This window comes from Phaeodactylibacter sp. (assembly GCF_022763345.1).
GTDB lineage: Bacteria > Bacteroidota > Bacteroidia > Chitinophagales > Saprospiraceae > Phaeodactylibacter.
The window spans coordinates 25262-46716 of sequence record NZ_JALEGS010000104.1; the positions used below are offsets into that span (position 1 = coordinate 25262).

At 50.4% G+C, this 21455-nt stretch carries 17 protein-coding genes; 11 read left to right on the top strand and 6 right to left on the bottom strand.

Translation table 11 applies throughout. The annotated features are described in order from the left end of the window. Window positions 1-10: 10 nt before the first annotated feature. Complete coding sequence (locus tag MRY86_RS25200) at window positions 11-1744, bottom strand: nickel-dependent hydrogenase large subunit (protein WP_293567662.1); 1734 nt, start codon at window positions 1742-1744, stop codon at window positions 11-13. Window positions 1745-1771: 27 nt separating this feature from the next. After that, window positions 1772-2899 carry a hydrogenase small subunit gene (locus MRY86_RS25205; RefSeq protein ID WP_293572028.1) on the bottom strand — a complete coding sequence of 376 codons (1128 nt, stop codon included), beginning with the start codon at window positions 2897-2899 and terminating at the stop codon, window positions 1772-1774. A 157-nt stretch (window positions 2900-3056) separates the two neighbouring features. Here MRY86_RS25205 and MRY86_RS25210 point away from each other — a divergent pair, with 157 nt between their 5' ends. Genes MRY86_RS25210 through MRY86_RS25225 form a run of 4 tightly spaced genes read left to right on the top strand, consistent with a single transcriptional unit; the run spans window position 3057 to window position 4784 of the window. Then, a complete protein-coding gene (locus MRY86_RS25210) occupies window positions 3057-3251 on the top strand; it encodes a hypothetical protein (protein WP_282780052.1) in 195 nt (64 codons plus the stop codon). 1 nt (window position 3252) lies between these two features. Continuing rightward, window positions 3253-3621 (top strand): hydrogenase maturation nickel metallochaperone HypA, encoded by a 369-nt coding sequence (locus tag MRY86_RS25215; RefSeq protein ID WP_293572030.1) that lies wholly within the window; start codon window positions 3253-3255, stop codon window positions 3619-3621. 6 nt (window positions 3622-3627) lie between these two features. Beyond that, window positions 3628-4509 (top strand): hydrogenase nickel incorporation protein HypB, encoded by an 882-nt coding sequence (hypB, locus tag MRY86_RS25220; RefSeq protein WP_293572032.1) that lies wholly within the window; start codon window positions 3628-3630, stop codon window positions 4507-4509. A gap of 2 nt (window positions 4510-4511) precedes the next feature. Next, window positions 4512-4784, top strand: a complete 273-nt coding sequence (locus tag MRY86_RS25225; protein WP_293563175.1) for a HypC/HybG/HupF family hydrogenase formation chaperone — start codon at window positions 4512-4514, stop codon at window positions 4782-4784. On the opposite strand, the gene aroC is transcribed toward MRY86_RS25225, so the two are convergent. Next, window positions 4781-5860, bottom strand: coding sequence for a chorismate synthase (gene aroC, locus MRY86_RS25230; protein WP_293563176.1), 1080 nt, complete (start codon window positions 5858-5860; stop codon window positions 4781-4783). The two genes, MRY86_RS25225 and aroC, sit on opposite strands and share 4 nt — an antisense overlap. 155 nt (window positions 5861-6015) lie before the next feature. Between aroC and MRY86_RS25235 the strand changes: the two genes are divergently transcribed. Further along, window positions 6016-8406: an endonuclease MutS2 gene (locus MRY86_RS25235; protein ID WP_293563177.1), complete on the top strand. Its 2391-nt coding sequence runs from the start codon at window positions 6016-6018 to the stop codon at window positions 8404-8406. Window positions 8407-8522: 116 nt separating this feature from the next. On the opposite strand, the gene MRY86_RS25240 is transcribed toward MRY86_RS25235, so the two are convergent. Further along, entirely contained in the window at window positions 8523-11651 is a 3129-nt protein-coding gene (locus MRY86_RS25240) for an AsmA-like C-terminal region-containing protein (RefSeq protein ID WP_293563178.1), read from the bottom strand. A gap of 172 nt (window positions 11652-11823) precedes the next feature. Here MRY86_RS25240 and MRY86_RS25245 point away from each other — a divergent pair, with 172 nt between their 5' ends. From MRY86_RS25245 to MRY86_RS25255, 3 genes are read left to right on the top strand one after another with little or no spacing between them, the layout of a single operon-like run. Then, window positions 11824-12642, top strand: a complete 819-nt coding sequence (locus MRY86_RS25245; RefSeq protein ID WP_293563179.1) for a C1 family peptidase — start codon at window positions 11824-11826, stop codon at window positions 12640-12642. 9 nt (window positions 12643-12651) lie between these two features. Next, complete coding sequence (locus MRY86_RS25250) at window positions 12652-13614, top strand: zinc-binding dehydrogenase (protein WP_293563180.1); 963 nt, start codon at window positions 12652-12654, stop codon at window positions 13612-13614. After that, a complete protein-coding gene (locus tag MRY86_RS25255; protein WP_293563181.1) occupies window positions 13611-14132 on the top strand; it encodes a metallophosphoesterase family protein in 522 nt (173 codons plus the stop codon). Before MRY86_RS25250 ends, MRY86_RS25255 begins: the two co-directional genes overlap by 4 nt. 102 nt (window positions 14133-14234) lie before the next feature. Here the strand turns inward: MRY86_RS25255 and MRY86_RS25260 are convergent, their stop codons facing one another. Beyond that, complete coding sequence (locus tag MRY86_RS25260) at window positions 14235-14843, bottom strand: hypothetical protein (protein ID WP_293563182.1); 609 nt, start codon at window positions 14841-14843, stop codon at window positions 14235-14237. 1027 nt (window positions 14844-15870) lie between these two features. On the opposite strand from MRY86_RS25260, the gene MRY86_RS25265 reads away from it, so the two are divergent. The 3 genes from MRY86_RS25265 to MRY86_RS25275 all read left to right on the top strand — a co-directional run bounded on the left by MRY86_RS25265 (window position 15871) and on the right by MRY86_RS25275 (window position 18668). Then, window positions 15871-16521, top strand: coding sequence for an NUMOD4 domain-containing protein (locus MRY86_RS25265; RefSeq protein ID WP_293563183.1), 651 nt, complete (start codon window positions 15871-15873; stop codon window positions 16519-16521). A gap of 532 nt (window positions 16522-17053) precedes the next feature. Beyond that, window positions 17054-17782 carry an inorganic pyrophosphatase gene (locus MRY86_RS25270; RefSeq protein WP_293563184.1) on the top strand — a complete coding sequence of 243 codons (729 nt, stop codon included), beginning with the start codon at window positions 17054-17056 and terminating at the stop codon, window positions 17780-17782. A 1-nt stretch (window position 17783) separates the two neighbouring features. Further along, entirely contained in the window at window positions 17784-18668 is an 885-nt protein-coding gene (locus tag MRY86_RS25275; RefSeq protein ID WP_293572033.1) for a hypothetical protein, read from the top strand. Here the strand turns inward: MRY86_RS25275 and MRY86_RS25280 are convergent. After that, the gene (locus MRY86_RS25280) at window positions 18635-21424 is read right to left on the bottom strand and encodes a prolyl oligopeptidase family serine peptidase (protein ID WP_293563186.1); all 2790 of its coding nucleotides are present in this window, start codon (window positions 21422-21424) and stop codon (window positions 18635-18637) included. The two genes, MRY86_RS25275 and MRY86_RS25280, sit on opposite strands and share 34 nt — an antisense overlap. Window positions 21425-21455 lie beyond the last annotated feature (31 nt).

The window sequence follows — 21455 nt, forward strand, 5'->3', positions numbered from 1 at the left end:
GTTTTTCCGGTTAAATTTCGCAGGAAGACAAATGCCGCACCTGTGAAATATGCCTGCCTTCCTCATCGTACAAATGCACTGAGCAGGCAATGCAGGGGTCAAAGGAGTGGATCGTCCTCAGAATCTCCAGCGGTTGTTTTTCATCTGCCACGGGGGTGCCGATAAGGGTAGACTCATAGGAAGAGCGTTGCCCTTTAGGGTCTCGCGGAGAGGCATTCCATGTAGATGGCACAACCTGCTGGTAATTTTCGGTTTTACCGTCCTTAATTTTGATCCAGTGGCCTAGTGCCCCGCGCGGTGCTTCCATATAGCCCACGCCTTTGGCTTCAGCCGGCCAGGTCTCCGGTTCCCAGCGTTCCGTGTTGGCCATCCGGGTATCCCCGTTTTTGATGTTGTTGATCATCTGATCGTAGAACTCCAGCCCCCAGTTGGCGGTCAGCTTTGCGCAAATGCCGCGGGCAGCCGTGCGGCCCAGGGTAGAGAACAGGGCTTCAGCCGGTACATCCAGATGCTTTAAAACTGCATCTACCTCCGCTTTGATCTCTTCATTGCCACGGGCGTAACCGACCAGGACACGGGATAGCGGGCCGACCTCCATAGGCAGCCCTTTCCAGCGTGGGGTCTTAATGAAACTGTATTTCTTGTCGATATCCAGATAATCATACGGTGGTTTGGGCCCGGAATAGTTGATCTCGGTCTCGCCCTCCCAGGGGTGGAGGCTTTCCTCGTCCCCTTTGGTGTAGTCGTACCAGGAATTGTTGACAAATTCCCGGATTTCATCATTATCACGGTGGTTGACATCGTGTACTTTGGACAAGTCGTTGTTCAGGATGACGCCTTGCGGAAATTTGAAAGAGGAAACGTCCCGGTATCCATTGGTTGGAAATTCACCGTAGGACATGTAGTTACCGAAGCCTTTGCCGATGCTGCCCCAGTCTTTGTAGAAGGAGGCGATGGCGAGCAGGTCGGGAATGTAGACCTCATCTACAAACTTTTTGCCTTCTTCCAGCAATTGCCGGACATAAGCCAGGCGTTCGGCATTTAGGCCGCCGGGGTCTTCCGTATCGATCGCGCAAGCCATTCCACCTACGAGGTAGTTGGGGTGTGGGTTTTTGCCACCGAAGATGGTATGCACTTTGACAATTTCTTTTTGCCATTCCAGGGCTTCCAGGTAGTGAGCGACGGCCATCAGATTAGCCTCCGGTGGCAGTTTCATGCCCGGGTGGCCCCAGTAGCCGTTGGCAAAGATGCCCAGCTGACCGCTTTCCACGAAACGGGTAATCCGTTTTTTGATGTCTGCAAAATAGCCCGGTGAGCTCTTGGGCCAGGGCGAAATACGCTGTGCAAGTTCGGAAGTCGCCTTAGGGTCAGCCTTCAGCGCATTGACCACATCCACCCAGTCCAGAGCATGAAGGTGGTAAAAGTGTACAACATGGTCGTGCATGTACAGTGCCGTAGCCATCATATTGCGGACCATTTCCGCGTTAGGCGGCACCACAATATCCAGGGCGTCCTCTACGGAGCGCACGGAAGCCAGGGCGTGCACCGTTGTACATACCCCGCAGGTGCGCTGTACGAATGCCCATACATCACGTGGGTCCCGGCCACAAACTATTTTTTCGATGCCCCTCACCATACTGGAAGAGCTCCAGGCATCAGAAATGACGCCGTCTTTTACTTCAACTTCGATACGAAGGTGGCCCTCAATACGTGTGATAGGGTCTACGACAATTCTCTTTGACATGGTTTCGTGATTGGTTAACCGGGAATATTAATCTTCTCTGACTTGTTTCTCGTTGCGGGTGCCTTCGGCAATGCTGTTTTTTAGCTCATTGCGCTTGGCGACATTTGCCGCGATGGCGTGGGCTGTGACACCGACACCAAGGGCGGCAGCGGTTGCTTTGCCCACCTGATCGGCTGAAGCTTCAATACCAAACCCGTTGAGGCTGGAAATGCGCTCGTAGAAAGGCCCGTTGTCCCAGAAGTTATCTTCGCTACAGCCTATACAGCCGTGGCCGGATTGGATGGGGAAGCTTACCCCGTTGTTCCATTTGATGGTGCCACAGGAGTTGTAGGTCATCGGCCCGCGGCAGCCTACCTTATAGAGACAGTAGCCTTTTTTGGCGTTTTCGTCATCAAACGACTCGGCAAACAGGCCGGCATCGTAGTATGGCCGGCGGTAGCAGCTGTCATGTATACGCTTGGCATAGAATGCTTTAGGCCGGTTAAGCCGGTCGAGCTCGGGCAGGGTGCCGAAGGTGACGTAGTGCACGATCACACCAGCCATGACCTCGCCAATTGGTGGGCAGCCCGGTACGCGTACAATCGGCTTGTTTTTGATGATTTTGTGGATGGGCACAGCTTCGGTTGGGTTAGGGTAGGCGGCCTGAACGCAGCCATTCGAGGCACAGCTGCCCCAGGCAATAATCACCGCTGCACCCTCTGCTGCCTCTTTCAGGTGGTCGATCGCGGTACGCCCGGCAATACAGCAGTAGTTGCCATCGTCGCCCAGTGGCACGGACCCTTCAACACAAAGGATGTATTCGCCGTGGTATTTCTCCATCGTGGCATGCTTGGCGGCTTCCGCCTGATGCCCGGATGCTGCCATAAGGGTTAAGGTGTAATCCAGGGAGATCTTGTCGAGGATGATATCCGATACAATAGGATGGTCTGAGCGGATGAAGGATTCGCTGCAACAAGTGCACTCCTGATAATGCTCCCAAATGACCGGGATGCGGGGGGTGTTTTCCAGCTGTCTGGCAACCTGGCCTACCACGCTGGTTTCCAGCCCCATGTAAGCAGCCATGTAAGTCGCGAACTTCATAAAGTCGCGGCGGGAGTACCCCTGCTTGAGCACACTCTGCAGGTAGGTCTCCCTTTTGTTTTTGGTGGATTTCATCTTGGCAGCATTTTTTGTTTGCTTATAGTCGTGCTGCAAAATAAAATAGTGTACAATGACAAAATTATGACGCTTATCAGCATCTGTGGTGATAAAAGTCACTATTTTCACATCCGACCTTTTTTATCATTGCATTTATCTAAAATCTATTACAACTATGAAAAAGCCTATCGCAATCGCTGCGGCACTTCTGCCCGTTACCCTTTTTGCTCATAGTGGGCACGGAGTAGGCCACGGCGGCCAGTTTTTCCACTATCTGGCATCACCAGATCATTTCATTCCCATGGTACTGGCTTCTGTAGCCGTCATCGGGTTTTTCGTGTACCGAAAAGCGCAGCGGAATAATGCATGAAATGTCGATCGCTCTGGGTGTTGTTGATATAGCAGAAAAAGCTTTCCGGGAGTCGGGCGCTTCCCGCATTGAGTCCATCACGCTCCAAATCGGAGCATTGGCGGGCGTGCAGCTGGAGTCCCTGTATTTCGTATGGCCATCTGCTGTAGCCGGCACCGCCCTTGAAGGGGCTGATCGGATCATTGAAAGTACAGATGGGCAGGCGGTATGCCTGGAGTGTGAACAACCTTTTGCGCTGAAGCATCATTTTGATGCCTGCCCTCACTGCAACAGCTATTTTAAAAAGATTACTGCCGGCAAAGAGCTGAACGTGAAGTCCCTCGCTTTCATAGTGGATGAATCCCCTCAGCCGGCACCTTCCAATAATTAAACTACTATGTGCGGAGTTTGCGGATGCGGCAGCGATGCCAAAGGGCCAAAAGTAGCCTTGCCTTCTGAGAAAGGGCACGACCACCATCACCATCATGAGCACGCCCATGGCCATGATCACCACCATCATGGGTATGACCATCCTCACGACCACGGTCATCACCATCCTCACGGGCACGATCACCACCACCACCACCACCACGGGCATGACCACAGCCATGACCACGGCAGGCAGGCGGTGGTGGAACTGGAGCAGAACATCCTGCATCGCAATCAGCTGCTGGCTGAGCGCAACCGGGGCTATTTTGCAGCCAAAAATATGCTGGCCATTAATCTGGTGAGTTCTCCCGGCTCAGGGAAGACCTCCGTGCTGGAGCGTACCCTGCGCGAGATGAAAGACCGTACCGATTTTTATGTCATTGAGGGGGATCAGCAAACCTTCAATGATGCGGACCGCATTGACGCGGTGGGCGTGCCGGTCGTACAAGTCAATACCGGTCAGGGCTGCCACCTCGAAAGTGATATGGTACAGCAGGCGCTGCAAAAGCTGAAGCCGCGGGACGGTGGCTTGCTGTTCATTGAGAATGTGGGCAATCTGGTCTGCCCGGCTATGTTCGATCTTGGCGAAAACTACCGGGTGGTTATCATCAGTACAACAGAAGGCGACGATAAACCGATCAAATACCCGGATATGTTCCACTCGGCTCAGTTGTGCCTGATTAATAAAATCGACTTGCTGCCTTACGTGAATTTTGAAGTGGAAAAGGCGATGGACTACGCCCGCCGGGTCAATCCACACATTGAATTTCTGGAAGTTTCTGCCACCAATGGCGAGGGTATGGATGCCTGGTACGCATGGCTGGAAGCTCGTCAGACTGAAAACTCCTGATTATGTGCCTGGCGATTCCTGGAAAACTCGTAGCCATTACTGAAGAACTCGATGAAACTTTCCGCATAGGGAAGGTTTCCTTCGATGGCATAATGAAAAAGGTGAACCTAACGATGGTGCCGGAAGCCAAAGCTGGCGATTATGTGCTCGTGCATGTAGGCGCTGCCATTCAGGTGGTAGATGAGGCCGAGGCAAAGGAGACCTTCGACCTGCTCAAAAAAATGGGCGAGCTTGATGAGCTCACGCCCGGATCAGCGGAGCAGGGGCTGCCTTAAACCTTTGCCGTACGCTGCCGCAACAGATGATCGGCTAGTGTCAGAGCAGCCATGGCTTCCACGATAGGGACTGCCCGGGGCACTACGCATGGGTCGTGCCGCCCTTTGCCTTCTACCGTTACTTTTTCTCCGGCTTCGTTTACTGAATCCTGTGCGGGGACAATCGTGGCCACCGGCTTGAAAGCCAGGCGGAAGTAAATATCCATACCGTTGGAAATGCCTCCCTGCACGCCTCCGGAGTGATTCGTGTCGGTGACGATACGGTCGCCTTCTGTACGGAATACGTCGTTGTGCTCACTACCGCGCATGCTCACGCCGTCGAATCCTGAACCATACTCAAACCCTTTGCAGGCATTGATGCTGAGCATGGCTTTCGCCAAATCGGCGTGAAGTTTGTCGAATGCAGGTTCGCCCAATCCTGGCGGGCAACCCGTAATCACAGCACTCACGACACCGCCTACCGTATCCCCGTCTTTGCGGACTTCCTTGATGTAAGCTTCCATCTGACTGGCCATCTCCGCGTCCGGGCAGCGTACCGGATTAGACTCGGTTTGTTGCAGGTCCAGCTCCTGATAACCTTTATCCAACTTCAGGTGGCCGACCTGACTGACGTAAGCTTTGATGTCAATTCCGTGTTGTTGCAGCAGTAGTTTGGCAATGGCACCACCGGCCACGCGCGCCGCTGTTTCCCGTGCAGAAGAGCGCCCGCCGCCCCGGTAATCCCGCCGCCCCCATTTGGCGTGGTAGGTAAAGTCGGCATGAGAAGGCCGGAACTTATCAGCAATATGGCTGTAGTCTTTGGAACGGGCATCGGCATTATAGATCACCATAGCGATTGGCGTGCCGGTGGTAGCCCCTTCGAAAACGCCGGAAAGAAATTCCACTTTGTCAGCCTCTTTGCGCTGAGTGACGATTTTGGACTGTCCGGGCCTTCTCCGCGACAGTTCTTCCTGCACAAATGCTTCGTCAATCTGCAGCCCGGCCGGGCAGCCGTCTAAAATCAGCCCGATGGCCCGCCCGTGGGATTCCCCAAAAGTTGTTATCCTGAATAGCTGTCCGTAGGTATTGCCCGCCACAATTGGTCGATTTAAATTCGAAAAGCCCCAAATTTAGGTTGGGGGAAGGGAAAAAGTTAATTTAGCCGCCCAAAATTTCAGTTGGGCAAATAAATAAACCTAGCGGGAACTCGGCTGTTTAGAATTACTGTTTGAGCATTGCCTAAATGAAGAAGATGCAACTGTTACCGAAAGATCTGTTCGAGAAATTAGAGTTTGATAAAGTACTGCACCTGCTGGAGCAGGAGTGCATGGGCGAGCCGGGCCGGGCCTTGGTGCGTGAATTGGTGCCCTCTGACCGGAAGTCGCAAATCGAGGTGGCCCTGAGTGAAGCACAGGAGTTTACGCGTTCAATAGAGCACAATGACCACTTCCCGGTGCGGGCTTACGAGTCGGTGGATGAGGAGCTGGAAATGCTAAAAGTAGAAGGTTATGTCCTGCCCATAAAGGGCTTGCAAAATCTAAACCTTATCCTGCTGTTCACCCGGGATGTTTTCCGCTTTTTCAATGCGAGGCGGCGGGAAACCTACCCTGCGCTCTACAAGGTCATCCGGGAGGTGTCTTTCAACGAAGACCTGATCAAGGCCATTGAGGGCGTAATTGATGAGGAGGGGAATATCCGCCCGGATGCTTCCCCGGAACTGATGCGTATTCGCCGCCAACTGGGCTCCAAACAAAAAGAGCTGGAGCAAAAATTCCGCGTCATCATCAATCAGTACCGCTCTAAGGGCTGGCTGACGGATAATGTGGAGAGCTTTCGTAACGGGCGCCGGGTGCTCAGTGTTCCTTCTGAGCATAAGCGTAGCATCCGAGGTATCATTCACGATGAGTCGACGACCGGTAAGACGGCCTTTATCGAACCGGAAGGTATTATCGAGATCAACAATGACATTTTTGATCTGGAAACGGACGAAAAGCGGGAAATTTACCGCATTCTCCGGGAGCTCAGCGCGGAGCTTCGTCCCTACCGGGAGGACATCCACGTCTATCAGGAGATTCTCATCCACTTTGATTTTGTGCAGGCGAAGGCCCGCCTGGCCCGGCAAATGAATGCCGTAATGCCAAAGACGCTGTTTAGCCGGCCTCACTTTGGGATTAAGCAGGGGCGGCATCCGCTCTTGTACCTGAAAAATAAACGGCTGGATAAGGTCACGGTCCCTTTCGACTTTATTCTCTTCAAAGGCAACCGCATCCTTATGCTCAGTGGGCCCAATGCCGGTGGTAAGTCTATCACCCTGAAGTCAATCGGCCTCATGCAGCTGATGTTGCAGGCCGGGCTGCTGGTGCCGGTGGATGAAGATTCGGAAATGGGTATTTTCAAAGCGCTTTTTGCCGATATTGGCGATCAGCAGTCGATAGAAGATGACCTGAGTACGTATAGTTCCCGCCTGGAAAATATGCGGAACTTCCTGGAACGTTCCGACCAGGAGTCGCTTGTCCTGATTGATGAATTTGGATCCGGGACCGACCCGAAAATTGGCGGGGCTATCGCGGAGTCCATTCTCAAGCAGCTAAACGAGCAACGAATTTACGGCGTAATCACGACACACTATTCCAACCTCAAAATCTATGCGTTTAAAACAAAAGGCATTGTCAATGCTTCCATGAATTTTGACAAGGATACACTTTCACCCACTTACGAATTGCAGGTGGGGCGGCCGGGCAGTTCCTACGCTTTTGAAATCGCTGAGAAGAGCGGGCTGAGCAGGAAAATCCTCAATTACGCCAAGCACCGGACCGGTAAAAACGAGAAGGCGGTGGACCAGCTTTTGGTGGAATTGCAGCAGGAAAAGCAGGAGGCGGAGGAGAAGCTGGCTGAGCTGACCGACAAGCAGAAAAAGCTGGACGCGCTCATCAAGAACTACGAGCAACTTCATAAAGAACTGGAATACCGCCGCAAAAAGGTCAAACTGGAAGCCAAGGAGTGGGCGCTTCAGCAAACCTCAAGGGATAACCGCGAGATGGAAAACCTCATCCGGGAGATCAAAGAACAGCAGAACCTGGAAAAGGCGAAGCGTATTTCTCAACAGGTGAAACAGCAGCGAGGCAAACTGGCGGAACAAGTCACAGACTTGCGCGAAAAAATCTACTACGAGCCCACAGAAAAGGACAAAAAGAAGGAAGCTATCAAAGCCGGCGACTTCGTGAAAATGAAAACGGGCGGAGCAACGGGCACGGTAGAGTCAATTGAGAAAAACCGGGCGGTGGTCCGAATGGGGGAAATGCGCATGACAATCAAGCTACGGGATTTGCAGCATGCCAATGCACCCCTTGAGGTACAGAGTGGCAAAAGTGTACAGTCTCAGACCTCTACGGATACGGCGAGCTTTCAGCCCAAGCTGGATATCCGGGGCATGCGTTATGAAGAAGCCCTTAAAGTGGTGGAAGACTTTGTAGATCAGGCGCTGATTGCTAATGCAGCCCACCTTGAGATTGTGCATGGCAAAGGTAGTGGCGCGTTGCGGGAAGCGGTACGCCGGAAACTGCGGGAGTATAATGTGCCGATGGATATTACGCACCCGCCTCAGGAGCGTGGGGGCGATGGGGTGACTTTGGTGGAGATGTAGTTTTGGGTTTTCACGCGGAGGCCGCAGAGTGGGGCATGAAGAAGGGCTGCCTGGGTTCCTCAAACCCGGGCAGCCCTTTTAGATAGTTTCGGTGGATGTTTTAGAGGGAGCAGGGCTTACTGGCCACCACCTCCACTGTTGTTTCGCTTTTTGAAGGGATTGAACTTGTCCAGGTTGTCTTTGATTTTGTCGGTCGCATCGCCACCCACTTTGTCCAAAACGTCGTCAACCTTTTTCTGAGTGGTGGAGTCAAGTTGTTCTCCAAGTTTGTCTTTCAGGGTTTCCTTCGCCTGATCTTTCAGGTCTTCGGCGGCTTTTTCTGCCTCCTGTTTGGCCAGGTTTCTTAGTGAGTCGGCTGCTTTTTTGGCAGCGGCTTCGGCTGCTTTCTTACTTTCTTCCACTTGCTGATTAACCTGGTCCCTTACCTGGTCTTTGGCTTGGTCAACCAAACCTTTGTCTTCGCCTGATGCTCCATCCAAGCCAAGTAGCTTAACGCCAATTTTAGGGTCTTCAATGGCGCCTTTCAGGTCGATGCCAACGTTAATGAATTCGCTCTGTCCGATATTCAGCCCCAGTTTAGAGGCTTGAGATTCCAGCAATTTGAGGCCACTGTTGGCTGCTGCACCGAGTGCGTTTTGGGACATTTTATCGCGGGGGATTTGCGCTTTGATATCGAGGTTCATCAGGTCAGTAACGCTGTAGGTGCCACCGATTTTCATGTCAATGCCGGCGATTTTCGCATCGTAGGTTTTTAGCTCAAGCGTACCGTTGTTGATTTCAAACCAGTTCTTAGTATTTTTAATACTGATATTTTCCTTAAGCTCCTGTACTTGTAGCTTATTGCCGATGGATTGCAGTGGCTTAAATTGCTGGAGAACAGCATCCATCGTTTGCAGAAAGCCCTCAGCGTTAAGGGTGCTTAGCTTGGGGTAGAGGTCCTGCCCCAGTTTGCCATCAAGGATCAGGGTACTGTTAAAGCGTCCCTTGATGTACTTTCCGATAGGCGCCAGTTTTTCAAAGGTATTGAGGGTGCTAAAGGCATCCTGGAATTGCAGGCCGCTAAGATCATACTTAAAGCTGAACCCAGGCTCTTCCGGATTGGTAGTTTCGTAGCTACCGCTCATGGCGAGTTCACCACCCAGTCCATTAGCGCGCACGTTGTCCAGAATAATGGCTTCATCCGCTATGACCAGGTGGCCTCTGACATTTTTAAGGTCAATATTGGTGTAGGTCAGGTGGCCGATAGTCGCCATCATTTCCATGTCAATATTAGGAGGTACGGGAATGACGCCGTAGCTTTCTTCCGTAGTTGTTTCGCCGGCTGTCGCTTCCGACTCTGGCATCAACTCATTGAGGTTGAGGCGGTTGGAATTTACCTGTAGGTTGCCGCCCAGTATGCCATCTTCAAAGAGATAGTCGAAAATACCAGTAATTACCCCCCTGCCGGTAAAGTCACTTTCCCCAATTTGAGCCCCAATATCGGTGACGCGAAGGGTGTTCGGCCGAATGTCGCCCACCGCCAGTGCATTTTTAATGGTATAGCTGTCGTAGACAATTTCCTTAGCCTGTGCATTCAGCTGGAAGTCGAAGCGGTCAAATATCTCTCCGGTGGTTGCTGCAGTGGTGGTGTCCGGCACCCCAGCCGTTGCTGTTACCTCACTTTCGGGCATCCATTCGCCGATATCAAAATATTCTGAGCGGACTTTTAACTGTCCGGTCATGGTTTTCTCCGGAGAAAAGTAGGCCAGAAGATTATCGATACGGCCCGAAGCCTGCAGGTCGCTTTTGCCCAATTGAGCCTTGAAATTGCGCAAGTCAACGAATTGTGGGGAAAAGGCCATTGCTGCATCTTGTATCTGAACCGTGGGCAGCCCAGTGGCGGCATACTTGAGCCCCTGTACCTGCAGGTCGCCATTCATATTGACTTGTTCGTAGTCTTCCCGCTCAATGACAGAAAGGCGGGTGTCGATATTAAGGTCTGCAATAATAAGCCCCGCCATTTCCTCTATCCCTTCTACAGGAAAAGCCTGGCTAAGCGCAGCCAGATCGATGCGGCCATTGGCGGAAGCTTGTAGGTCAGGGTCGCTGATTGGTGTGCGCAACCGGAAGCTGGCTTCAAAGGGGTTGTCGCCCAGGGTCATGGAAAACCTGGGCACATCCACCACCAGGTCATTAAAATCGCTGCTGGGGCTGTTGACGTTAGCTCTGGTATTGATGTTGTCGATGCTCAGGGGGAGGTCAGGGTACTTCACCCGCCCGTCACTCACGGAAGTGCTGATCGCGAAAGCAGGATAAGTTTCTGTGGTGCCGTTGTAGGCTCCGGACACACTGCCCTCCAAGGTGAACTTGCCGGTCACATCCACGTCCTCGTACCCCTCGATGTAAGCATTCGGGATGAGGGAGAGAAGGTGGCGGAATTCGTTCTGGGGGCTGTTGAAAGCCAGTTCCATGTTGATGTCATCACCTGCGAGTTGGACAAAGCCATCGGCATTGAGCTGCAGGGCATTGATGGTGAGCTGATTGTCTTTCAGTGTGTATTTGCTGTTAGGGCTGTCGATGTTGAAAATGGCATCCAGTTCTGCTTTAGCGCTATTGAGGTAGGTGATGCCACTTTGTGCCACCGTCAGTTCTGCGATGTCGGTATGCGTGTCGAGGTCATACACATCGATGGTGAAGTTGCCGGAGCCGGAATGGTTGAGCCCTTTGATTTCAAGGTAGGTGTCCAGGCTGTGGTCATCGTAGAGCAGGCTGCCATTGGCGATACTGTAGGAAGCGAGCTGAATGACCAGGTTGCTGTAGTCGCCTGTGGCAGCGGAGGTATCGGCAGGGGCATCGGAAGGGAGGGTGATGTCATAGTTGGCCGTCCCGTTTTTGAGCACGATGATGTTAAGTTCGGGTTGTTCGAGGTGAATAGACTTTAGCGCTACCGGCTCGCTGGACCGAATGACGGACATAAGGTCAAGGGTAAGGGCAGCGTAGGCTCCTTTGGCCAGCGGTACCCCTTCAAAAGCGTCTTTGCCGATCACGGAAAACGAGTCAATCCGCAAGCTAAAATCAGGAAAGCTGCGCAGTAGGGAAAGGCTGACATCCGAGAAGTCGACCTCCGCATTTACTGCTTTGTTGGCTTCCTCACGGGCCATCGTCACCAGTTCGTCTTTGAAGAAGTAAGGAATAGCGATGGCCGCTCCAAGGAAAAGGGCTATGAGCAGGAAGAAGGCGATCAGTAGGCGTTTGGCAATTTTCATGTTCAGGCGTTTGCTTTTCAATACAACGCATGAGTTTTGGGAATGGTGCTGTGGGGATCAAAAAAAATAGGAGGGCGGCACAGGTCATTTACGGAACGGCAGCGCTTTAAGCAAGATTAAAGCACGAAAGCCCCCCGGTAATACGTTTGGGAATAAAAATCAATCAGACACCATGAATCGACTCTTTTTCTTATTCTTCTGTTGTTTTCTTTGGGGCGGCAACTTGCTTGCGCAGCCCGACAGTGTGGCTTATAAAAGCACAGAGGCTGTCGCCTTTGGTGTGACGGACGCAGATTGGATTGACCGCCTGATGCCCGTAGTTTCGGGCGTGGCTATTGATCCTAACGATAACCTGGTACAGCAGAGCGTCAAGCCTTACATGATGCCCGTGCGTAAAATCGGCGCCAAGGGCTCTGCCCTAAGTTATGCGTTGGCGACCTGCCTGGAGTTTTACGTCAACCTGGAAAATAACTATAAGGATAATCTGAGCCCGGATTATATTTCAGTCAATCTCGAAAATTCCGGAAAGCCGGTAAACCTGGAGGAAGCCTGCCGTTTCCTGGCGGGAGAAGGCACGGTGAGCGCCGCCATTATGCCCTATGATGCGCCCTCAGTGCCCAATGCGATTTATGCGGCCCAGAAATACCAGATTAATAATTACCTGCACTTGTTTCGGGAGACGACCAAAGGCCGGCAGCGGGTTTTTGAAACCAAAAAGGCATTGATGCGCGGCAATCCTGTATTGATCGAACTGCATGCCAGCCCGGAACTCAAGAAAATGGTACGGGTACAAACCTGGAAAGCGCCCCGCGATCCGGACACCGTTTACCCTTTGCTGGTGGTCGGCTATGATGAGGTAGATCAGGTGTTTGAAGTCATGAGCAGTTATGGCAGCACCTGGGGAAAAAGCGGTTATTTGCAAATTCGTTACGATGACTTTGGGGAGTATGCAAAAAATGGGTATGTTTTGGTGCCAAAACCAACCTATTAAAATTTGAATATGAAAGCCATCGTATTGGAAGAAAAAGGGCAGCCTATTGGTTACCGTGATTTTGAAGCCCCTGTGCCTGCTGCCGGCGAGGTTGTAGTCCACCTGAAAGCCGCAGCGCTCAATCACCGGGATGTGTGGATCACCAAGGGCATGTACCCGGGCATCAAAACGCCTGGCATATTGGGTTCTGATGGTGCCGGAGTAGCTGATGGGCGGGAAGTCATACTCAACCCAAATATAGGTTGGGGAGACAGACAGGAGCACCAAAGGCCTGACTATACCATCCTGGGCATGCCTACGTTTGGCACAATGGCTGAACAAATTAGTGTGCCGGAAGACCGCCTGGTGGATAAACCTGCTCACCTGAGCTGGGCAGAAGCAGCCGCTCTGCCTTTGGGAGGCCTGACAGCTTACCGGGCTGTTTTCACCAAAGGCAACTGCCAGCCGGGGGACAAAGTCCTGATTTCCGGTATTGGAGGGGGCGTAGCGCTGTTTGCTTTTCAGTTTGCCCTGGCAGCCGGGGCTGAAGTTTTTGTGACCTCCGGAAACCCCGATAAATTGTCGCGGGCCATGGAAATGGGCGCTAAGGGCGGTGCCAATTACAAGGAAGAAGACTGGCACAAAGCTTTGGGTAAGGCATCCGGAGGTTTTGACCTCATCATTGACAGTGCCGGAGGGCCCGGTTTCGCCCGCTTCCCCAAGATTTGTAATTTCGGAGCCCGCATCGTGACCTATGGGGGCACACAGGGCAAGGTGCCTGACTTTTCCCCACAGCTTATATTTTGGAAGCAAATTGCCATTCTGGGGACTTCAATGGGCAGTGATCAGGAATTTGAGGATATGGCCGCTTTCGTCAGTAAGCATAAAGTAAAGCCGGTAGTCGACCAGGTATACCCCATAGCGAAAGCCGCGCAGGCCTTCGAGCGGATGGACCAGGGCAAGCAGTTTGGAAAGATTGTCCTCGAAATATGAAGCGCATCGGACTGATTTCGGACACGCACAGCCATCTGGAGGAAAGTGTTTTTAAGTATTTTGAGCCCTGCGATGAAATCTGGCATGCCGGAGATATTGGTGATGCAAGTGTGGTCGATCAGCTAGAGGCATTTCGGCCGCTGAGAGCAGTATACGGCAATATTGACGACGGGCCTCTGCGGCGGCGTTTCCCGGAAGACCTCAGGTTTTCGGTGGAGGGCGTTGAAGTGTTTATGACCCACATTGGAGGTTATCCGGGCCGCTACAACCGCCGGGTCCGGGCTATACTCCAAACAGAGCCGCCAGACCTGTATATCTGCGGGCATTCCCATATTTTGAAGGTGATGCCGGATAAGAAGCTTGGTTTTTTGCATGTCAATCCCGGTGCGGCGGGCAATCATGGTTTTCACAAGGTTAAGACTATTGTCAGATTTTCTGTCGACCAGGGTCATATCAAGGATTTCGAAGTTATTGAGCTTGGCCTGCGTGGTGCACTGCCTAAAGCGGGGCCATTATAGGCATGTATAATTTGGAGTTACGGAAAAAAAATAGGTCCGAAAGCGTAGGGCTTCCGGACCTATATTGGCTTAGCTAACTAGTTTTTCCAACCCAAGGCTTTGTTACCGTACATCAAAATCCTTGGTATACACATTGGCTTCTGTTTCTACCTGAATGGTATAACGGCCCCATGGCAAGGTTTCCAGGTCGTACCGCTTCTCCACCAATAATACGTTGTCCAGGCGTTCTCTGTAGACGGTAGAACCGTTATTGTTGAAGATGGTTACTATTACATCATCGAGTTTGCCAGCGAAGTAAGATACGTCTACATATTGGTTGTCGTGCACTTTGAAGATGGGCGCGTAAAACTTTCTAACCTTATTAGGGTCTGCTTCGACACCATACTTGGTCAGTGTAATAGGCTGCACGACCTCCTGCATTGAGGTTTTTACGCTCACGTAGTACATGCCTGTTTCGAGGTTATCGAGATTGAAGACTTTTGCGAAAGTCTTTTTGGCAGCTGCTTCTTCTGAGGCGAGCAGCGCACCCGTCGCTCCATCGCGCAGGCTTATTTCCGCACTTTCTTTAAGATTGGTAATGGTGAGCGCAAATTTCTTTTCAGATGGAATGGCAGAAACCTTTATGAAGGGCATATAGTCGGTGGCAAGCACAGCAGTAGCTGAACTCATCATAAAGATGATCGCCATCGTAAGGGTTGCTAACTTTTTCATAGTCATTGTTGGTCTTGAGTGATTAAATAGCACATTATCAAATACAGGTACAAATGTAGAGGGTATCAGCAGGGGATTCCACTATTGGATTGATGAAGAATGATACTATTTTAACGCCCGAAAAGGCAGCAATTATTCGCATGAAATCTACAATGTTTACGCTGAAAGAAGTATGTTGGGTGAAGCTTATAGCCCTCCGCATTTTATTGTTCATACTTAGTTTGTAATTTAAAATAATTCGGATTTTGAGTTCAGTTGAGCTTCCGGAGCGGGGAGAAGAGGTATCGGGAAGGGTTAGTGAAACAGCGTTTTTTCTTGAACCCGTTTTCAAGGCTGGCATCCACCTGACACAGCCTAAGCAACTCAGGATGAGGCTTGAGGGCTACTTATTGCTTAAGAAAAAATTAACGTGAAGAAACTAAATAGACACAATTGTTTCCTTCTAAAATCCGTTAAACAAACAAATTCTGACGATTGAAACAAAAGTTTTTGTCAGCTGTTTAAAACAGCGCTGTACTTCAAGGCAAAAGGTGCAACACTATTTTGATGTCACACTTTTTTTGTTTACGGTAAGCAATGTTTGATTTTGAAGATTACCTTTCTGCGGATTCTATTTTTGGCATTTTGCTCCCTTTTCCTACGATTAGATTTCAAAAATACCTAAACAAGAAATCTAATTGTGTAAATAAGGTCAAAAATAATACATCTATTTTACTTTAATTTCATGGAAAAAGTTATCTTAGCGGGCAAAACAAATCGTTTAAGTTTAATAACTTATGCGAAGGTGATCTACCCCATATAACCCGCTTGAGCTGAGGTTCCCGATGCTCAGGTAACCCTAAAAATACCATCTGCCTTAAGCTTGGTTTAGCTTAACCTCCACTTGCTGCCTCTGACCTAGGGCTCTTTTTGGATGGCTCAAAAACAATTGTTTTAATTTTAATTAGGATTTCCCTCCCTGAAAAACCACATTGTTAGCTTTTGAAAAAACAGGGAAATAAAGATAATATCAACTGAGTGTTACATTATGCAAAAATCAAATTCATCCACCTCTGAAGCCACGCTTCAAAAAGGTGACGATGTTCCTAAGGTCAAATCCTTTTGGAACGAAAAATGGGCACCCGTAGAATTCGGGCGCGAAACCAAAACATGCGACTACCAAATTTCCAGTTTTGGCCGTATTAAGAGTGTTGAAAAGACGACCGGCAGGGAAAGGCTGCTCAAAGGAGCCAAAGCCCGGGGCGGATTAGTCATGCTCAACCAAAAGCTTAAAGACGGCAGCACGGGCATTGTCTATGTGCACCGGTTTGTTGCAGAAAATTTTGTAGATCGGGAATCTGACGAGCAGGAGTATATCCTGCATCAGGATTACGATAAAAGCAATAACAACTGGACGAACCTCTCCTGGGCTACTGAAGAGGAGTGGAAAGCTTATCAAAAGAAGAATCCAAACCACAAAGGTAGGCCAGCCCGGACCAAAAACTATAAACTTACTGAAACACAGGTCCGAATGATGAAAAAATTGCTGAAAAGGGGCAAGACTAAGCGGAAAATTATCGCTAAACAGTTCGGTGTTTCAGAAAATTGTGCTTACAAGATTGAAAAGGGAATCCGTTGGAGTCATGTCGAAGTCGATGACGACGATGATGATGATATGCCAATGGAAGAACAGTCCTGAGTAGGCACTTTTTAACAAGATAATATAGAATTTTCTATTGCTGTTTTGCTTTAGATAGGGCAAGCTATGTCTGTATTTTAGTAAATAATACGGGCATAGCTTGTATTATTCTATAATTTACTTGCTAAAAGTCTGATTTTCTCAGAAATTTCTGAAATTTAAATTTTTAAAATTGTTATATATTATAGACTGGTTTATAGGCGTTTCTGCAATAAATAGCCTTGTCTGGATTTATTTGAATTTTAGTTTTGACCAAATCGCCTCTGAATATTAATTAATATACAGTGAAAAAGTAAAATAAATTAACCTCACTGTAAATAGTATAAAATAAACCAAGTTAGCCTGAGTATTGGCCCCGGTAAATGCTACCTCAGAATATCACCCAGCTGAGATTCCGACCCAATCGCCCAAAGCGCAATCACCTATTTGCAAAAAGAAAAGTCAAGGCTAAATTTTTGACCGGGGATTAATCATTGTTTCCTTATTTTGTTTCCTTTACCTTGTGATTGTATACTTCATCTAAGCAAAGAAAATGAGTCAGCAAGCTTTTGATAAATTATGGAAGATGATTGGGCTGCGGTACACTTCGCATCCATGGCACGGTATTTCCATTGGAGAAGAGGCCCCTCAGGTGGTGACCTCATTCATTGAGGTTATCCCATCAGATACGGTCAAATACGAAATCGATAAAAAAACTGGTTACCTTAAAATTGACCGTCCCCAGAAGTTTTCCAATATCGTACCGGCGCTGTACGGGTTTATTCCGCAAACTTACTGCAAAGATGAGGTTGCTGAGTATTGTCAGGAGAAGACTGGCCGGAAAAATATCGTGGGCGATGATGATCCGCTCGATATTTGTGTCCTCACCGAAAGAGAAATCACCCACGGTAATGTCATTGTACGGGCTATACCCATCGGGGGATTCCGGATGATAGACGGAGGCGAGGCCGACGATAAAATCATTGCGGTTTTACGGGAAGATGAAGTTTACGGTGCCTGGCGTGATATCACCGATATTCCGGAAACGGTGGTGAACCGGCTGAAGCACTACTTTCTAACCTATAAGCAGTTGCCCGGTGAAGAGCCCAAGTGCGAAATCACCCACACCTATGGCCGTTCGGAAGCCATAGAGGTGATCGAGGCAAGTATGCGTGATTATAACAAGGTATACGGTAATTTGGAGGAGGCCCTGTCCCTTACCCTCTTTGAGGCATTCAATTTCAGTAACCGGCAGCAGAATATGCTGAACGATCTGGATTAAGTTGGGTAGGAGTCTTGCTATCCTTGTTGCGATTTTGATTGGGCTATGCGTGCCTTCAGCGGAGTATTTTACATTCGTCATCCGCTACAACCTAATGGTGATGCTGTTCTTTGCCTTTCTGGAGGTGAAGCTTTCATTCCGGCTGTTCCATAGGCTACATATTTTTGTGGCAGGGCTTAACCTCGTGTTGCCACTGCTTCTTTATTTTGGCCTCCATCAATGGCAACCAGCTACGGCAGAGGCCGTATTCGCAATAGCTTCTGCCCCAACTGCGGCTGCAGGTCCGGTCATTGCTGGTTTTCTGGGGGCAGAGGTGGGGTTTGTGACCACCGCCGTGCTGCTCACCAGCCCTATCGTTGCGCTGGTATTGCCTATTACCGCCAGTACCATTCTGGGAGGAGGAGCTGCTGTGTTTTCTTTTTGGGACATTGCGCTGCCCATAGCTTCCCTGATATTTATCCCCCTCCTGGGAAGCCTTCTGCTGCGTAAGCTTTGGATAAAGGGGGCAGATGTCATTAGGAAATACCAGTTTTTATCCTTCCGGTTGTTCCTGATTAATGTTTTTATTGCCGCCGCCGCAGCCTCTGCTTACTTCCGGGGGCAGCAGTCAGAAAGTGTAGAAGTTGTTGCAGGCATTGGCGTGGCGATTACTGCCCTGTGCTTGTTTCAATTCAAATTAGGAGAGTGGCTCGGTCATGGGCACCTGCCACTGGAGACCGGGCTGGCGCTAGGGCGTAAGAATACGATGTTCAGCCTATGGCTGGCCCTCACGTATTTCAGCCCTGTAGCAGCCCTTGGCCCCATATTTTACATTCTGGCCCAAAATCTTTACAATTCCTGGCAGATTTACCACTATCGCCGGTCCGCTGCGGGCTCAAACCCCTGATGAATGCCGCGCTCCAGAGGAGGGACTCCTTTGTCCATCCAATTAGGCATAGGGGCGTTCAGCAGGTAGTAATCAAAATACTGCTGCATCCGGCGCATAAAATCTCTCCGGTTTTCCTTGCCCATAACCCAGTGAGGGTTGTCGTTATAATTGAGCAGCCATGCCGGTCTGCCCAGGCGGCGTAGGGCGACAAAAAACTCAATACCCTGATACCAGGGCACCGCACCATCATCATCATTGTGCAGGATGAGCAAGGGGGTATTGATCTTATCGGTATAGAATAGCGGAGAGTTCTCAATATAACGGAGCGGTTTTTCCCAAAGCGTGCCACCAATCCGGCTTTGGCTCTTCTCATACTGGAACATCCGGCTCAGCCCGCTGCCCCATCGGATGCCGCCGTAGGCAGAAGTCATATTCACAACCGGTGCTCCGGATTCCGCACAAGCGAATAAGTCAGTTTGGGTGATCAGGTAAGCTACCTGATAGCCGCCCCAGCTGTGGCCTTGTACGCCCAGCCGTTCTTTGTCGATAAATCCCTGGTCTAGCAAGGAAGTGACGCCGGTAGTGATAGCATCCAAAGCGCTTTCGCCAGGATAACCAATCCGGTAATGGACATCCGGAATGAAAATAACATAACCCCGGCTGGCATAGAAGGGGAAATTGATGATCGACCGTGGGTAGGTGGGGGTCCAGTGCCGGTGCAGGCGGTCGGCGTAGCGCTCATAGAAATAGGTCATCATAGGGTACTGAAGCCCGGGGTCAAAGCCCTCTGGCTTGATAAGAATCCCTTCCATTCTCTGCCCGTCCGCTCCGGTCCAACTGTAGGGCTCAGCCGTACCCCAGCGAAAATCCTGCTGCTGAGGATTAGCCTCACTGATCTTTTTGAAATTCGATAAATGGTCATTGCTGATCAGTAAGTCAGGAAAGACTTCAAAACTTTCCCGTGTAAAAAGATAAGCATCTGCAATACGTGCTTTTTGAATCCGCCGTTCATAACTATATGCCCCATACTGCACGCGATCTTTAACGCCCGTGTGGATATTGAACCAGGTATAGCCGGAAGACTTATCCGCCTCACTAAAGGTGTAGAACAGCATCGGTTTAACTTCCTCTATAGACCGCTCTTCAGGGTCAAGCTTAATGTAGCGGTATTGAGTTCGGGAAGCCCGCCCTTTGGTCAGATTGTTGGAAGCCAGGCTGCCACTGGGGTCAACCAGCCAGACATCATACCGGTCATACACCAAAAGAAAATCATCATCGGTGGTCCATCCGGCTGTTCCATGCGGATAAGGGTGCATAGGGTGGTCATCCAGTTCATCATATAGCGGAACCGGTATATCCCGGGCAATTTCCCGGGTTTGCTGGGCTGCAATATCGTAAACTGCCCAAGAGGTGTCCGCGACGTTATACCAATAGGCATACTCGCCCATGGGCGACAGCTCAGCATTGCCGGGCAGGTTTTTCACAATAGGCTGACGTTTGCCGTTTTCTACATCTACCAGATAGAGGTCATGCCTTTGCGGAAAGCCTTCCCAGCTGAGCAGTTGGAGGTAAGGTGAGCCGTCTTTGCCCAGGGCATAGCGGGCATTGCCTTCGTTGCCAAGGACCAGCTCAGGCATTTGCTCATCTGCCAGCTGCAACAGCCGGCGGGTATCGGTATGAAAAACAGCGCGGTAGCTTTGCTTTTTCCTTTCCTCCAGCAGCTCCTCTTCGTGGGTGTAGAGACGGGCATCCTGACTGGTCCAAACTTCCACATTAACAATCTCTTCTTCAAGGAGGGCCGTATCCTGAAGGACCGGGGGCGGGCAGGTGCCAAAGAATAACCGGCTGCCATCTTCTGAAAACTCCAGTTGCCCGTGTTCGCTAATCAGCCATTGGTCCGGGAGGAAGGCAGCGCTGCTGTCCGCAATAGTGACTGCTTCATCCTGCTGGCTCTTCCAGTGCCAAAGCTGGTAGGGGACCACCCTGAAGTCGGTTGTATCCTGAATAGCGAGGAAACCGGCCTGCCTGCCGTCTCGGCTCAGGCTCAGTTGGGTATAGTACCCTTTGCCAGTGAGCAGGGGGCTGAGTTTGGCATCCGGCCCATCGTAGAGATAAATGCCTTCCTGAAATGTAGAATCATCGCCGGTTGAATAAATCAAAAACCTGGGGGATTCTTCAGCTGCAATAAAGTCCTTTACGAATGGTACAGAGTCTTGCTGCCCGGTACGAAGGTTGCGGATGACCAGCAGGCTGCCATTCTCCTTATTTTCGGGCTTGACTTTAATGCTGTCGGGCAGGGCGGTGTCCCTGGGAGCAGGCAGGAGCTGATAAGCCATCCAGCCTTCCCATTTTTCAGGCATGATGAAGCGCTTGAGGCGTGGGATTTTTTCCTGGCGGCCACTGCCCAATTCTAAAATAGAGAGGGTGTCTTTGGGCAGGTCTTTGTCTTTGACCTTTGCGCGCTTTTTAGCTTTCAACGTATCCTCTGCCGGGCTGATATGAAAGGCCGCAAACCGGCTGTCCGCGCTAAACGCAGCTTTGTGGCTCCGCTCAAAGGACAGGGATTCTGCCTGGCTATGGTTGTAGAGCATTAAGGTAGGATCGCCCTGATTGGGTGTGAGTTCGTAACTGACCCAGTTGCCATTGGGCGCGATTGCCTCTTTCTCTATGGTTTTCCAACGGTCAATAACTTCAATGGAGAGCGCAGGTTTTTGGGCAAAAACACTTACAGTAAGGCTTAGCAGGAGCAGGGTAGGCAAAGGCTTTAATTGCATGGCTTCAGGTTTGAATCGTTTTTCGTTGATC

Excerpts from the sequence above, each read along its gene's own strand:
- MRY86_RS25200 (WP_293567662.1), bottom strand. The coding sequence starts at position 1,744 with ATGTCAAAGAGAATTGTCGTAGACCCTATCACACGTATTGAGGGCCAC.
- MRY86_RS25205 (WP_293572028.1), bottom strand. The coding sequence starts at position 2,899 with ATGAAATCCACCAAAAACAAAAGGGAGACCTACCTGCAGAGTGTGCTC.
- MRY86_RS25210 (WP_282780052.1), top strand. The coding sequence starts at position 3,057 with ATGAAAAAGCCTATCGCAATCGCTGCGGCACTTCTGCCCGTTACCCTT.
- MRY86_RS25215 (WP_293572030.1), top strand. The coding sequence starts at position 3,253 with ATGTCGATCGCTCTGGGTGTTGTTGATATAGCAGAAAAAGCTTTCCGG.
- hypB (WP_293572032.1), top strand. The coding sequence starts at position 3,628 with ATGTGCGGAGTTTGCGGATGCGGCAGCGATGCCAAAGGGCCAAAAGTA.
- MRY86_RS25225 (WP_293563175.1), top strand. The coding sequence starts at position 4,512 with ATGTGCCTGGCGATTCCTGGAAAACTCGTAGCCATTACTGAAGAACTC.
- MRY86_RS25235 (WP_293563177.1), top strand. The coding sequence starts at position 6,016 with ATGCAACTGTTACCGAAAGATCTGTTCGAGAAATTAGAGTTTGATAAA.
- MRY86_RS25240 (WP_293563178.1), bottom strand. The coding sequence starts at position 11,651 with ATGAAAATTGCCAAACGCCTACTGATCGCCTTCTTCCTGCTCATAGCC.
- MRY86_RS25245 (WP_293563179.1), top strand. The coding sequence starts at position 11,824 with ATGAATCGACTCTTTTTCTTATTCTTCTGTTGTTTTCTTTGGGGCGGC.
- MRY86_RS25250 (WP_293563180.1), top strand. The coding sequence starts at position 12,652 with ATGAAAGCCATCGTATTGGAAGAAAAAGGGCAGCCTATTGGTTACCGT.
- MRY86_RS25255 (WP_293563181.1), top strand. The coding sequence starts at position 13,611 with ATGAAGCGCATCGGACTGATTTCGGACACGCACAGCCATCTGGAGGAA.
- MRY86_RS25260 (WP_293563182.1), bottom strand. The coding sequence starts at position 14,843 with ATGAAAAAGTTAGCAACCCTTACGATGGCGATCATCTTTATGATGAGT.
- MRY86_RS25265 (WP_293563183.1), top strand. The coding sequence starts at position 15,871 with ATGCAAAAATCAAATTCATCCACCTCTGAAGCCACGCTTCAAAAAGGT.
- MRY86_RS25270 (WP_293563184.1), top strand. The coding sequence starts at position 17,054 with ATGAGTCAGCAAGCTTTTGATAAATTATGGAAGATGATTGGGCTGCGG.
- MRY86_RS25280 (WP_293563186.1), bottom strand. The coding sequence starts at position 21,424 with ATGCAATTAAAGCCTTTGCCTACCCTGCTCCTGCTAAGCCTTACTGTA.